14 protein-coding genes and 1 tRNA gene are annotated in these 13614 nt (G+C 33.1%); 4 read left to right on the top strand and 11 right to left on the bottom strand.

Annotated features, from left to right (window positions below; all coding sequences use genetic code 11):
- The coding region (locus tag PHF25_00330; protein MDD4526464.1) for a radical SAM protein at positions 1-621 on the bottom strand (621 nt) is incomplete at its 3' end.
- A gap of 175 nt (positions 622-796) precedes the next feature.
- On the opposite strand from PHF25_00330, the gene rlmD reads away from it, so the two are divergent.
- Positions 797-1996 carry a 23S rRNA (uracil(1939)-C(5))-methyltransferase RlmD gene (rlmD, locus tag PHF25_00325; GenBank protein MDD4526463.1) on the top strand — a complete coding sequence of 400 codons (1200 nt, stop codon included), beginning with the start codon at positions 797-799 and terminating at the stop codon, positions 1994-1996.
- Here the strand turns inward: rlmD and PHF25_00320 are convergent.
- Positions 1993-2466 carry a hypothetical protein gene (locus PHF25_00320; GenBank protein MDD4526462.1) on the bottom strand — a complete coding sequence of 158 codons (474 nt, stop codon included), beginning with the start codon at positions 2464-2466 and terminating at the stop codon, positions 1993-1995. The genes rlmD and PHF25_00320 overlap by 4 nt on opposite strands.
- A 472-nt stretch (positions 2467-2938) precedes the next feature.
- On the opposite strand from PHF25_00320, the gene smpB reads away from it, so the two are divergent.
- A complete protein-coding gene (gene smpB / locus PHF25_00315; GenBank protein ID MDD4526461.1) occupies positions 2939-3385 on the top strand; it encodes an SsrA-binding protein SmpB in 447 nt (148 codons plus the stop codon).
- A gap of 4 nt (positions 3386-3389) precedes the next feature.
- Here smpB and PHF25_00310 read toward each other — a convergent pair whose 3' ends face one another.
- From PHF25_00310 to PHF25_00295, 4 genes are all read right to left on the bottom strand, one after another.
- Positions 3390-4490 (bottom strand): hypothetical protein, encoded by a 1101-nt coding sequence (locus PHF25_00310; protein ID MDD4526460.1) that lies wholly within the window; start codon positions 4488-4490, stop codon positions 3390-3392.
- A 65-nt stretch (positions 4491-4555) separates the two neighbouring features.
- Positions 4556-4732: a hypothetical protein gene (locus PHF25_00305; GenBank protein ID MDD4526459.1), complete on the bottom strand. Its 177-nt coding sequence runs from the start codon at positions 4730-4732 to the stop codon at positions 4556-4558.
- Positions 4719-5033 (bottom strand): hypothetical protein, encoded by a 315-nt coding sequence (locus PHF25_00300; protein ID MDD4526458.1) that lies wholly within the window; start codon positions 5031-5033, stop codon positions 4719-4721. Before PHF25_00300 ends, PHF25_00305 begins: the two co-directional genes overlap by 14 nt.
- Positions 5034-5292: 259 nt before the next feature.
- A complete protein-coding gene (locus tag PHF25_00295) occupies positions 5293-5604 on the bottom strand; it encodes a hypothetical protein (protein ID MDD4526457.1) in 312 nt (103 codons plus the stop codon).
- Between the two features lie 202 nt (positions 5605-5806).
- On the opposite strand from PHF25_00295, the gene PHF25_00290 reads away from it, so the two are divergent.
- The gene (locus tag PHF25_00290) at positions 5807-5947 is read left to right on the top strand and encodes a hypothetical protein (GenBank protein ID MDD4526456.1); all 141 of its coding nucleotides are present in this window, start codon (positions 5807-5809) and stop codon (positions 5945-5947) included.
- Positions 5948-5960: 13 nt separating this feature from the next.
- Here the strand turns inward: PHF25_00290 and purB are convergent, their stop codons facing one another.
- The 4 genes from purB to PHF25_00270 all read right to left on the bottom strand — a co-directional run bounded on the left by purB (position 5961) and on the right by PHF25_00270 (position 11861).
- Positions 5961-7253 (bottom strand): adenylosuccinate lyase, encoded by a 1293-nt coding sequence (purB, locus tag PHF25_00285; GenBank protein ID MDD4526455.1) that lies wholly within the window; start codon positions 7251-7253, stop codon positions 5961-5963.
- Between the two features lie 68 nt (positions 7254-7321).
- On the bottom strand, positions 7322-8380 hold the full coding sequence (gene ispG / locus PHF25_00280) for a flavodoxin-dependent (E)-4-hydroxy-3-methylbut-2-enyl-diphosphate synthase (GenBank protein MDD4526454.1): 1059 nt from the start codon (positions 8378-8380) through the stop codon (positions 7322-7324).
- Entirely contained in the window at positions 8380-9924 is a 1545-nt protein-coding gene (gene argS, locus PHF25_00275; protein ID MDD4526453.1) for an arginine--tRNA ligase, read from the bottom strand. The genes ispG and argS overlap by 1 nt, the downstream gene beginning before the upstream one ends.
- On the bottom strand, positions 9921-11861 hold the full coding sequence (locus PHF25_00270) for an S-layer homology domain-containing protein (protein ID MDD4526452.1): 1941 nt from the start codon (positions 11859-11861) through the stop codon (positions 9921-9923). Before PHF25_00270 ends, argS begins: the two co-directional genes overlap by 4 nt.
- 179 nt (positions 11862-12040) lie before the next feature.
- Between PHF25_00270 and PHF25_00265 the strand changes: the two genes are divergently transcribed.
- On the top strand, positions 12041-13489 hold the full coding sequence (locus PHF25_00265; protein ID MDD4526451.1) for an aspartate ammonia-lyase: 1449 nt from the start codon (positions 12041-12043) through the stop codon (positions 13487-13489).
- A gap of 5 nt (positions 13490-13494) precedes the next feature.
- On the opposite strand, the gene PHF25_00260 is transcribed toward PHF25_00265, so the two are convergent.
- Positions 13495-13570 (bottom strand) — tRNA-Thr (locus PHF25_00260).
- Positions 13571-13614 lie beyond the last annotated feature (44 nt).

The raw sequence follows: 13614 nt of genomic DNA, 5'->3' as shown, positions 1-13614 counted from the left end.
CCTGGAAATAGTTTTCAATCTATCTTCTGGTGTTTCACCTATCCCCACAATCATTCCTGTATTTGTTGGAATGTTTAATTTGCCTGCATATTCCAAAAACTTAAAACGTACGTCTGGGCTCTTACTTGGCGAAAATTTATGTTGAATTCCTTCCAACATTGCAACGTTAGTAGTTTCTACCATAAGCTCTACTGATACGATTATTTCTCTAAGATATTTTAATTCATTAAATGAAAGATACCCAACATTTAAATTAACTAACAAACCTTCAAGAAAAGCTAGCTCAGCCAGTGTATATAAGTATTCAGAGAAACTGTTAAACCCCCAAATATCAAACTTTGCTCTTACTGAAGTGTAACTATCTGGTCTTTCGCCAGAAACCAAATTTGCTTCTCTAACTCCCATTTTCCGAGCTTTTTTAAAAACTTTAATCGTGGAATAAGGAACCACTAGATTATCTTGCTCTCTCTTAAATGCACAATACCCGCAATCATTTCTACAGGCTGTACTAATAACCAAATCAACAGCACTTGAATATGTAACTACTGATTCTCTATTAATAAAAGGCAAAATATCCTCATTATCACCAAATCCAGTTAACTCTTTTTCTTCTTCATCCATAAACTATACTACACACCTTTCTCATCTGAGTTTTGTATTACTTTGGCAAAACGATTGCTATTATACAAAGATTAGATACCCAATTTCAACACATATTTTTAAACTGGCGGTAAAAGTCTTATGGTTGTTGGTTTTTACTTTACTGAAACTAGCAGTTCATCGTAACATATATCCCATGCAAAAAGAAAACAAAACTTGTCCATACTATGGAATTTGTGGAAGTTGCAAACTTTATGCTTTGCCCTATGACGAACAATTAGCCTATAAAAAGCAAAAAGTTGTTCAAGTTTTTGAAAAACTTAACAGAAGTTTAGCCAATGACCCAGAGTCCACCACTAAAACATTTGATATTAATAAAATAAACAACCCTACTCCTGCCCCTGATTTTTATCGTTACAGAAATAAAATTGAATTTACCTTCTTTCAAAAAAATAACGAGGATTTAGGAATTGGTTATCACGAAAGTGGTCAATTCAATAAATTTGTAGAAATAGATGATTGTTTATTGATGAAAGAAGAAAACAAAATCATTCTGAAAATAACCAAGGAATGGGCTAAAAACAATAAAATTGAACCTTATCAAAAAAAATCACATCAGGGTATTTTGCGTTATATAATGATTCGCAACTCCAATAAGAATAAGGACATAATCGTCACCTTAATTACTTCTGGTGGAGACGAGAAAATGTTTCGACCTCTAATTAACTCGCTAAAAAATAGTGTTCAATTAAAGGGCTTTGTTTGGGCAAAACACTCAGAACTGGCAGATGTTGCCTCACTCAAAAACTCACAACTTCTTTATGGTGAAAACTATCTCATAGATTCTATCGGCGATAAAGACTTCAAAATTCCTTTTGATTCCTTCTTTCAAGTGAATAATAGTGCAGCAAAACTTCTATATGACAAGATTTATTCATACGTTAAACAAAATGATAATGTTATCGACCTGTTTTGTGGTGCAGGCACAATTAGCACCTATATCGCAGACAAAGCCAACCATATTCTAGGAATAGAAATAGTGGAGTCTGCTATCGCTCAGGCCAAAGAGAACATGAATCTAAACGGAATAGTTGATAATAAAGCTGAATTTATTGCAGGAACAGTCAGAGAAGAACTATCAAAAATACGTTTTGAAAATGATTTTAATCTAGTAATACTAGACCCCCCACGCTCTGGAGCAGACAAGCACACCATGAGACATATAGGGAAAAGACAACCAGAACGCATCGTTTATGTTGCCTGCGGATTAGGAGAGCTTGCCTATAATTTAAAGTCAGTTATGGATTTTGGTTATAAAGTTGTAGAAGTTTCGTCCATAGATATGTTTCCCTGGACACCTCATGTTGAGGTTATTGTTTATTTAGAGAGAATCTAACAGATAATTTTCTTATCCAAACGTTTATTTGTTAATTGCTCATTAATAGCTAAATTTTTTTCTGAATTAGCTTGTGCTTCCCGAGACATTATATCCACAGAATTAGGTACAGGAAGACTCAAACTAACTGTATCAGAAGTAAAAGAAACTAAACTAGCAACTTCATCTGAGAATCTACCTTCTTTTTCTTGTTCAATTGTTTTATTTATTTCCTGCAACAAAGCATCCACATCAACTTCAGCAAATAGTTCTGGATTGTTTACAATAAAATCCCGCAATGAAACAAGTTGTTGAGGATTTGCAATATTAACTAAACTTTGTAACTCATTAACATCTCGTTGAAGATTTTGAATATCTAAAGAGCTTGATTTCATATTTGTAATTTTATTTAATAAATTTTGTAACCTTGTATAGTTACCTGGTGGTTTAAACTGCAATGTTTCATTATTAGGAATATTTGTTACAGGCATAGCTTATTTCTTATGTCCATTAAACACTTCTTCATAATGCCAAATCATTTGCTTCAAAAGCATTTCTTCTTCTATTAAAATTCTCTCATGATTACTCACAAAACCGCCCCCTTTTTAACAGCCTGTTAATACGTGGATAGCATCCTGTAACCAGCATACTGGCTTGTACCAATCGTAAGTTTGATCTTTCTCATATTCTTCTTCCATGATTAAACCCCCTATTATTTACTCTTATATTACTTTTACCCAAAATTTAAAATTTTAAACATTCATTTTGCCTAATTCATGTTTCTCATTTTCCCTTTCCCTTTTTATCCGCTTGTCACGCACTTTCTGGTGCATGACATCCCCCTTATAAAAGGGGAATAACAACAACTCCTTAAACAAATAAACATTTTTCTAACTATTCGCTATTCGCCATTCGCCAGTTCACTATTTACTATTCACCATTTACGTTTTAACATTTACTACTATGACAAATTCCTTCGTTAATAAAAAAGCATGGTTCAATTATGAGATGATAGAAACCTTCGAAGCTGGTATTGCCTTACTAGGAAATGAAGTAAAGTCTATTCGCAGCGGTAAATTGAACATATCTGAAGCCTTTATCCGAATAAAAGATGGAGAAGCAACTATCCATAACATGGAAATACAAACATACGAAAAAGTTAACACCTTTCAACAAATATCGCCTACAAGAACACGTAAATTATTACTTAAAAGAAATGAAATAAGCAAACTGATTGGTAAAATAAACGAAAAAGGTCTGACACTCATAGCGCTTAAAGTTTATTTCAAAAAACAATATGTGAAACTAGAACTAGGACTCGGAAAAGGGAAAAAAATGGGCGACAAACGAGAAACAATTAAAACTAGAGAAATAGACAGAGAAATTAGTAGAGCTTTTAAATACCGTTAGGCAGCTACCCTAAAGTGTCCCACCAACCATTTGACCCGATTGTTGGCTGGCTATAAGTAATTGTTGCTTTTGGATTAAATTCAACTTCTTTGCCTTCCTCACTAAGACGACTTAAACATTGAATCTTTTCATCAAGAATCTTTAAACTTCTCAATAAATTCCTTCTTTGATTTCTGCTATCGTTCAATATAGATTTATTTAAAACATCATTTTGCTTCATTAATTCAATAGATTTGGCTAAAACATCAAAAAGTTTCGAAGCTACAACAGAAACATCAATTCCAAATGAAGAGGCAACAAACGCGTGTGATTCTTCTGAATTTAATATATTTACTATTTTCACATAAAAATCAGCGACATCTTTTAAGTCCACTAACAAAGAATAAATATCCTTAAGAAGCTTTGATTGGATTAGTTCAATTATACTTCTTTGTATTTGAAATTTGTTTTTTATTAACTTGATCTTTTGTTCTATAGCGGTCTGTTCCTTTTTATCAATTGACCTATTTTTATACTCTTCTAACTTTTTAATTATTGAATATTCTAAAGAATCTACCTTTACACTCATTCCTTTTAAAAAATTCACTATCTCATTTAGTTGATTGTTAGCAAAATGTCCTCTCTCTAATAAAAGAACAAAATCTTTTAACCCATTGTCCATAACGGATCTTTTTGTAAGTTCTAAATCTTTTCTCCTTTGACTATAGTCGGCTCTTATACTCTCTGATAATTCCTCAAAACTTTTAACATTAATTAAAACTATCATGCCGTCTAAGTTTTCTCCTAATATTCTTGATTGATGATTAAAACTAAATTTAATTAAATTTGCTCTAGAAATGTAACCCTTTTCTTTAATAGTAGAAAGAGTTGCTTTGTCAATTATTATTTGATTCAATAAGTTATCTATTTTTTCTAATAATTGAGCATAATGTTTATTGTTTGTTTTATTTTGAGAAGCAAATCTTATAACATCTATAATCAAATCTCGCTCTTGTTGAAGAATTGATTCCAAATTGGATAAGCCGTCATACATTTTATTACAAAATATTTCATTAACAGGAATCACTTGGCTAAAATCAACAAATGCAACTACTTTATATTTCATCCTCAACTCCTTAAAAAAACCTCTAATTAATTTATCGTAGCTTAATTTGAAAAGTTGCAACAATTTTAAAAATCATCATCTTTATCTGGGTTATATTTTGCAATTTTAAGAGAATCAACCATCTCCAAAAGCCTTTTTTCTATAGCATCTAGATTACTAGTTTTTTTTGGTATATTAGAACCTTTTATTTGCAATTGCTCTTTTATATGAGCGTAAAAATTACCATCATCATTGATTAACATCTGTTTCCCCTAACCTTAATTTCCGGAATAATTGTCTTATTTTTCTCTCTGCAGTGAGGACATCATAAGTATCTTCAGCTATCTCGCTAAAGTCCTCTAATATCTCCTCTGAATCTTTTTTACGTCTTTTTATCTCAGCATTTGTGCTACTCATAGCTGATTCAACTGGCAGACCAGATAAATGGTTATGTAATACTTTCTGAAAATTGTTTCCAGCAATTAGCTGGTCATTGCGAATAACTTGATTTTGTTTCTGAAGATTATTAAAGTTTACATCAAAACTTTCAGAAAAAACCTGCATAATAACTCCTTGCCCTACTCTTTATATATGTAGTTATACCCACTTTGTATTTATATAAACATTTATTTGTTCAATGGTTCAATGGTTCAAATAGTCAAAAACTTATGTCTTTTGTTCACAATTCTCTAATGTTAAAAAAAATTCTAAAACTCTACATCAATCAATATTCTGAGTTTGCCTGCACTGAGCACACTTGTACAAACGCGTTAAAGTGTCGAAGAATTGAGATATTATGAGGCTTTATTGAGAAAAATTAATTCTAAAGATACAAAAGTGCTTTTAAGGTATCTACAACCACTGGGTCTAGAGAAAGATCAATATCATGATCAGCCCTGATACTATTAAATACTTCTTTAACTATAGGGTTTTCTTCGACATCTGATGTTTCTTGACCAAATTCTGGTAAAAAATTAAAGCTATCATCTACACAAAAGTTCGTGTCAAAACTTATATTGGTATCAGGAAAACTATTTTCAATTGAAGCTGCAACTCCATCAAGTAAATCATTAGAACTTTCGTTTATGTTAAAGCCAGCTCCTTGTGAACTAGAAAAATTTATATCATTAATCATTATTAATCCAAAACCTTTCTTTTTATAAAATTTTGATATAGTTACTGTTTACCTCTATTTTAATATATATAACGTTTTGAAATATACAAAACTTGTACCCATATTTTTCAATATAATTTAAAAAATATTTCCAAAATAAATGTTTAAGATAAATTTTACTGGGCATATCTATAAACAAGTAAATTTGACAGGGGGGATTAGAATGAAAAAGTCTAAAACAGAAAGGTTTGATTATTTAATGAACACAATATTAAATGAGGACAAAGAAGTAAGGATGGAACTATCTAAAGAAGAACAAGAATTCTTTTCAAGTATCGATCTTACTGAAGTATTATTCATATAAATAAAATAATATATTAAGAAAAGACTCTTTGAAAAATCATATCTACATGTTTTTTGTAGATATTTAAGTCAAAAACGTCATCTATTTCTTTTTCTGTTAATTTACTTGTTATGCTTTGGTCTTTTCTTATTACGTCTCTAAACTTCAGTTGGTTGTCTCTGGCTTTCATCGCATTAGACTGAACTATTTGATAAGCATCTTCTCTGCTAATACCATGGTTAACCATAGCTAACAATAATCGTTGAGAACAAACTACTCCACCTAGTAAGTCTAGATTTTTTGCTAAATTGTTTTCATGCACAACTAAATTTTCTAATACTGACTTTAAAGTAACAAGCATATGATCCATTAACATTGTACTATCTGGAAAAATTATTCTCTCTGTTGAAGAATGTGAAATATCGCGTTCATGCCACAAGCAAATATTTTCCATACTAACCAACATATTCCCTCTAATAACCCTAGCCAGCCCCGTTAACTTCTCGCAGGTGATAGGATTACGCTTATGTGGCATCGCAGAACTACCCTTTTGGCCTTTTTTGAAGCCTTCTTCAAGCTCATTGAATTCTGTCTTCTGTAATGCTCTAATCTCTGTGGCTATCTTTTCTATAGTTCCAGCCATGACCGCTAAAACAGACATAAACATAGCATGTCTATCTCTTTGTATAATTTGAGTAGAAACATTGACTTGAGCAAGTCCAAGTTTTTTACACACAAATTCTTCAACATATGGATCTATATTTGAGTAATTTCCAACAGCACCGGAAATCTGTCCCACAGCTATTTCCTTGATTGCTGATTCAAATCTTCTAATATTTCTACCAAACTCGTCATACCAAAGAGCAAATTTAAGACCAAGAGTCATCGGCTCTGCATGAACACCGTGAGTTCTACCCATCATTAATAAATCTTTATATTTATATGCTAATGTCTTTAAAACTGGCAAAAGCTCTTTCATGTCTTTTAAGATAATCTCTGCTGACTGTTTAATTAATACAGAAAAAGCTGTATCCACAACATCAGAGGAAGTAAGACCAAGATGAACGTATCTTGATTCTGGACCAATATACTCCGCCACACATGTAGTAAAGGCAATAACATCATGATTAGTAACTTCTTCTATCTCATTAATTCTCTCTACATTAATATCTGCCTTTTTTTTAATTACCCGCAACGCATCATCTGGAATATTTCCCAGTTTATTGTGTGCTTCACAGGCAGCTATTTCTACTTCCAACCAAACTCTGAATTTATTTTCTAACGACCAAATGTCTTGCATAATTTTTCTTGAATATCTCTCAATCATTCTTCTCTCCTTCTATTCCTCTATTCCTCTATTCCTCTATTCCTCTATTCCTCTATTCCTCTATTCCTCTATTCCTCTATTCCTCTATATAGTTTATCTGACTTAATTGCCTTGAGCAACTCATCAACTAAAGATTCAAAAGAAACAGTCTTAACTTGCTTACCTTTGGAAAAAATCATCCCTGCATCTTTAGTTCCACAGATACCGTAATCAGCATCTTCTGCTTCACCAGGACCATTCACTATACAGCCCATAACGGCTATCTTTAATGGCTCTTTTATGTGCTTAACTTTTTCGTCAACTTCTTTTACTAATCTCTCTAAGTCTATTTCTGTTCTTCCACAGGTTGGACAAGAAATAATTTCCACACCTTCCTGCAACAACCCTAAGGAACGCAATAAAATCTTTAAGGCATCAATTTCTTGCACAGGATCGCCTGTCAAAGAAATACGTGCAGTATCACCTAATCCATTAATTAACATCGCCCCTATTCCAGCCGAAGACTTAATAAGCCCAGCCTTACCATAGCCTGATTCAGTAATCCCAATATGTAGGGGATAATTATATTTTAAAGAAAATAATTCATTCATTTTAACTGTAGAAACTATGTCTGAAGACTTTAAAGAAATAACTAATTCAGCAAAACGTTTACTTTCAAAAAAAGCAATATATTCTTCAATAACTTTTAAAGATAAGCTGATTTTATCAACGTTCTTACCAATAGAGCCATGATTAACTCCAATCCTAATCGGTACACTATATTCTTTAGCTTTCTTAATTACCTCAAATAATTTATCTTCACTGCCCATATTCCCCGGATTAATTCTAATTTTTGCTACACCAGCTTCTATTGCTCCAATTGCCAATTTGTGATCAAAATGAATGTCAGCAATAATTGGAACAGGACTTTGAGCAACAATAGAGGAGACACAATCTAGCGACTTTTTATCAGGGATCGCTATTCTGACAAGTTCTGCACCTGCTTGATATAAATTGTTTATTTGTAATAAGGTTGCAGTTACATCATGTGTAAAAGTATTGGTCATGGATTGAATAACTACTTTCTTCTGACCCCCAACCTGAACATTTCCAACCTTAACTACTTTTGTTTTATCCCTTGTAAACATTACATCTTCTCAGGAGCACTGACCCCTACAAGATCCAATCCTGTCGCTAAAACTTTCTTAACTAAAGAAATTATCACTAAGCGATACGCTGTCGTATCTTGGTCATCAGAAATAACTTTGCATTGATGATAAAATGAATGAAACATATTAGCTAACTCAATCAAATACGTAGAAATTCTATGAGGCTCTCTGTTTTGTACTGCAATCATCAACTCATCCTCAAAATGAACGAGATATCTAATTAAACTGTATTCTATTTCCTCTAGTTTCATTAATTCGGGGACAGCTGCTTTCACTTGAGCAGAATTTAAAATACTACTGATCCTTGCATGAGCATACTGCACATAAAAAACTGGATTATCTGATGACTGTTTTTTAGCAAGCTCTAAATCAAAATCCAAAGCTGTATCAGCAGGTTTAGAAACTAAAAAGAATCTGCAAGCATCACTACCTATCTCATCAATAACCTCTTCCAGCGTTATCATTTCTCCAGTTCTTTTACTCATCCTAACTTCTTCACCATTTCTAAAAAGAGAAACCAATTGACCAAGCAAAACTTCTAACTGTGCACTCTTTCCAAACAAGGAACACAAAGCAGCTTTAACTCTTTTGATGTAGCCATGATGATCAGCACCCCAAATGTTTATTAAATGATTATAGCCTCTATCTACCTTATTTTTATGATAAGCAATGTCTGCCGCAAAATAAGTATAGCTTCCATCAGCCTTGATAAGAACTCTATCTTTATCATCACCGAAATCCGTTGAACGAAAAAATAACGCACCTTCTTGTTCATAGGTTAATCCCTTGGCCTTCATAAACTCAAGAGCAGAATTAACTAAACCTTTTTCGTGAAGCTCTTTTTTCTCACTAAACCATCCATCAAAAAAAACCTTAAATCTTTCCAACACCTCAGTTTGTTGTAAAAGCACTGTTTGAATTGGATTATCTGAATTAACTAAATCTTTAACATATTCACCTGCATAGCCATCTTCAGGTAATGGAGTATTGTTCCTTCTGGCTTCTATGGATAAAAGCAAGTTAGCTATTTGATTTCCTGCATCGTTTATATAAAACTCTGTTTTAACATTATATCCCACATGGTCCATGATTCTTTTTAAGCTATCCCCCATCGCCGCCCAACGGCCATGCCCAATATGCAAAGGTCCTGTAGGATTTGCAGAAACATATTCCAAAAGGATTTTCTCATCACTCTTCACAATATTTTTACTGAAGGAAGAGTTACCTAAATATTGGAAACAATAAAGCGGTTTTAATTTAAAATTAATAAAGCCCCTTAAGCTAAATATTTCAAAAGCACCGCTCATCTTTTCTTCAAATATTTGTGACAACTCAGGCGTAATCTTATCAGCCAATGCTAGGGGAGATGACTTAAGACTACCAGCTAACTTAAAGGCAATATTGGTAGAATAATCAGCAATACTCTTGTCTTTTGGGTTTTCAACCTGCCATCCAGCTATCTCCCAACCTTGAACTGAAACATATTCTTCTATTGTTGTGTAGACTCTATCAATTATTCTCATTTAGTTCCCTTAATATTATAAAACTCAACTAATAGTTTTTTAATTCTAGGAATCTCTGATAATAATAAAACTAAATTTTTCCGCAACAATGGTTCTTCTCCCCATGATGGTCTAAACGTTGAACCTGTAAGCATTAAAAATAATTTCTCGGCATCTTCAGCCGTTGCATAATTAGTTGACACTGTTTCATAACTGTCATTATCTTGTTTTAATAGTTGCTTCACCTTATTTTCGGTAAAATATCCCATACTATAAAGGGTTAGAATCAGTTCTTCTTTTGTAACAAACTCATCAGAAACAAACGCTTCTTTATCAATTCTATAACCTGTTAGCGTTGAAACTTTTTCTATGAAAGCTGAATCACTATCTGTCTCAGCTAAATCAATAAATTTCTTTAAAAACAACACGTAATGTTCTCTTACGTCTTCATTGACTCCAATAGAAATTTTGTTTACTCCTGGTGATAAATTTACTTCACTGGCAAACCTTCCAAATCTATTCGTTTCCTCTACCGAGCTATTAATTTTTACCTTTAGTCCGTGTTCAGCAAAGCCTTTAACATAAAAAGAAGAAGTAGAAACTCTCTCCCCTTGAACTGGACTAACAACCTTTAAATCATCGTAATTATAAGCAGAAAAATCTACTTTTGATTTAGCAATATTGATCACAAAAGGAGCTACTATTTCTTGTTTTTCATCAATATCTTTTATCGTAGCAAAATTGTTTCGCATAGAGTAAAGAAACTCAAAAAAATCTCCCCTTGTTAATACTCCCTTGGGATTTACTTCTTGATTATTCATCACCTTATGATTAGCTAACTTATTTACAGGAGAATAAAACCAATCTTTACTGGGCACATCAACAAAATCAAAAAGAACTAAATTTTCTATATCGTCTGGTAATATTCGGCTCATCACGGTTAATGCTTCTTGTCTTAAAATAGGCTTTTCTGGAACAAACTGAGTTTGAGGAGTTCGCAGATATCCCTTGCCATAAAAAGTATATAAATAATCTTTCAGCTCCTGATTAAAAACATCCACAAAATATTCCTTAAAAGAATATACCTTGTTATCAAACTCCATAATTCTACCAATTGCTAAATAAAAATCTTCTCTGGTGACTGCTTGAGTGGAAAGGAACTCATTCCCTTTTGGATAAGCCGTTACATTAAATAACTTCTCCCATTTCTTTTGTTTTTCGGCATCTAGATCAAAAAACTTATATTTTCTATTAATTCTAATTAAATGTTCTTTTTTACCAATGCTTTTACCATACATAATAAGAGTAAAATCATTAAATCCATAATTATTAATGTCTACACTTTTGATAAACATCCCATCAGAACGTATTGGCAACTCTTCACCATTTAAATATATCTTTCCTGTATCCAAAAAATATCCTTTAAGAACTATTGTCTTTTGGTTTGTTTCTAAACTGCCTACTGGGTAAATCATTTTAAAATACTCGGTCTGGTCGAAATTGGAATGAAGATTAAATCCATAATTTAAACCCAAAACAATTTTGTCTGAAAGTAGCAAATAAGGAATAATAGCTCCTAAGTTATAATTAAAAGAAAGGTATGGCTTCATTTTCTCGCTTTGATATAATATCCCGACGCTTAAATCTGACATCCCAAAAGGCAATAAAGTGCCAAACACAAATGAGGCATTGGTGTATTTTGCAAAAAGGTCTTCTACTCCAACAATCCAAGAAAAATTGTTACCAACATCACTTTTATACAAAGTTCCAACACCCAAAGAAGAGACATTCCCGTTACCAAAAGAAACATCAAACAGCAAAGTATCCTTCTCTGTTAAATAAAATGGCTTTCCTATGCCTATAGAATAAAAATCGTTAGATAATTTTGCTTTTGCAGAATAATCAAAAGACAAAACAAGTGAAAATAAAAATAAAAATAAAAAAATTACCCTTTTCATGCAGGTACATTATAGCAAAAAAGCCAAAAAGGGTAAAAAGATATGTACTGTTTCTCAAATATATTTTCATGCATCAATATTTATCGATTTATCCTTGTCAAAATAAGTGAAATTGTTTTGTGCATAATTCGATGTTTATATGTCTAATGAAAATTCAATTATTATAAAGGCAGGGAAAAATGAAAAATAAAATTGTAGCATTTAATCGTTTTGAGTATGACGGATTAATTGATGGGTCTGACGGGTTAGCGGGTAAATATGTGCCTGCTAAAGCTTTATATGGCGTTCAAACTCTTCGTGCTGTGGGTAACTTCCCTATTTCTGGAGTACTACTAAGCAGTTTTCCACATATTGCAAAATCACTTGCCATGGTTAAACTTGCAGCTGCAAAAGCCAATGTTGAACTTGGGCTACTGAGTAAACCATTAGCGGATGCAATTATTACTGCCAGCCAAGAAGTAATCGATGGCAAACACGCAGACCAATTTGTAGTGGATATGATTCAAGGCGGAGCAGGCACTTCTACTAATATGAATATCAATGAAGTTATTGCTAACCGTGCACTTGAAATATTAGGTTATAACCGTGGCGAATATAGTCATTGCCATCCTAATAATCATGTGAATCTTTCACAATCGACTAATGATGCTTACCCCACCGCTATGAAAATTGCCCTAATGCGTAGCAATGAAACACTGGTGATTGGACTTAAAGATTTGGTCGAAAGCTTTAAATTAAAGGCAACCGAATTTGATGATGTAATTAAAATGGGGCGCACCCAGTTACAGGATGCCGTTCCCATGACACTGGGTCAGGAATTTAGAGCTTTCGCTGCCTTGCTCGAAAAAGAAATTACCAATCTAAACAAAAACGCAGAATTGTTTTTAGAAGTTAATATGGGCGGAACAGCTATTGGTACGGGGATAAATAGCGACCCACGTTACAGCAGTTTGGTGGTGAAGCATCTATTTGAAACTACTGGAAAACCAATTTTTCTAGCAAACAATCTAATAGCAGCTACTCAGGACACTGGTGATTACGTCATGTACATGTCAGCACTTAAATGTCTGGCAATTAAGTTATCAAAGATATCAAACGACCTTAGGCTCCTTTCTTCAGGGCCACGTACCGGACTCAATGAAATTAATCTTCCTCCAATGCAACCTGGAAGCACAATTATGCCTGGTAAAGTAAATCCAGTCATTGCGGAAATGGTCAACCAAGTTGCTCAGATGGTAAGGGGTTATGATAATGCCGTTACGACAGCAGCTGAAGCTGGTCAAATGCAACTTAATGTAATGGAACCTACTATTTTTTATAGTATTTTGACCTCTATTAAATTGTTAGAAAACGGGATGAACATCTTAAAAGATCGTTGTATAAAAGGTATTACTGCCAATAAAGAACATTGTCGCCAAACAGTTTTTAACAGTATTGGAATCATTACTGCGTTAGTTCCTATTCTCGGTTATGAAACATCAGCTAAACTAGCAAACGAAGCGTTAAAAAACAACCGTAGCGTTTATGATCTAGTATTAGAAAAGGGATTAATGACTAAAGAAGAACTTGATGAAACACTAAATCCAGAAAACATGATTGGACCAAGGCAAATGCGTCCGCAGGGATAAAAAAATGGAGCCGATGAGCAGAATCGAACTGCTGACCTACTGATTACGAATCAGTTGCTCTACCAACTGAGCCACATCGGCTTAGAGAATGTACAATTACCCGAGCCATAATAACTACTTTATAT

Source organism: Candidatus Margulisiibacteriota bacterium (assembly GCA_028706105.1).
Taxonomy (GTDB): Bacteria; Margulisbacteria; Riflemargulisbacteria; order GWF2-35-9; family DYQY01; genus DYQY01.
The sequence above is the reverse complement of the archived record's forward strand: the minus strand, read 5'-3'. Positions and strand labels throughout refer to the sequence as shown.

Bases quoted from the DNA above. Each gene is read 5' to 3' on its own strand.
- smpB (MDD4526461.1), top strand. From the start codon at position 2,939: ATGACAAATTCCTTCGTTAATAAAAAAGCATGGTTCAATTATGAGATG.
- PHF25_00310 (MDD4526460.1), bottom strand. From the start codon at position 4,490: ATGAAATATAAAGTAGTTGCATTTGTTGATTTTAGCCAAGTGATTCCT.
- ispG (MDD4526454.1), bottom strand. From the start codon at position 8,380: ATGTTTACAAGGGATAAAACAAAAGTAGTTAAGGTTGGAAATGTTCAG.
- purB (MDD4526455.1), bottom strand. From the start codon at position 7,253: ATGATTGAGAGATATTCAAGAAAAATTATGCAAGACATTTGGTCGTTA.
- PHF25_00265 (MDD4526451.1), top strand. From the start codon at position 12,041: ATGAAAAATAAAATTGTAGCATTTAATCGTTTTGAGTATGACGGATTA.
- PHF25_00320 (MDD4526462.1), bottom strand. From the start codon at position 2,466: ATGCCTGTAACAAATATTCCTAATAATGAAACATTGCAGTTTAAACCA.
- PHF25_00300 (MDD4526458.1), bottom strand. From the start codon at position 5,033: ATGCAGGTTTTTTCTGAAAGTTTTGATGTAAACTTTAATAATCTTCAG.
- PHF25_00270 (MDD4526452.1), bottom strand. From the start codon at position 11,861: ATGAAAAGGGTAATTTTTTTATTTTTATTTTTATTTTCACTTGTTTTG.
- PHF25_00305 (MDD4526459.1), bottom strand. From the start codon at position 4,732: ATGTTAATCAATGATGATGGTAATTTTTACGCTCATATAAAAGAGCAA.
- PHF25_00290 (MDD4526456.1), top strand. From the start codon at position 5,807: ATGAAAAAGTCTAAAACAGAAAGGTTTGATTATTTAATGAACACAATA.
- rlmD (MDD4526463.1), top strand. From the start codon at position 797: ATGCAAAAAGAAAACAAAACTTGTCCATACTATGGAATTTGTGGAAGT.
- argS (MDD4526453.1), bottom strand. From the start codon at position 9,924: ATGAGAATAATTGATAGAGTCTACACAACAATAGAAGAATATGTTTCA.
- PHF25_00295 (MDD4526457.1), bottom strand. From the start codon at position 5,604: ATGATTAATGATATAAATTTTTCTAGTTCACAAGGAGCTGGCTTTAAC.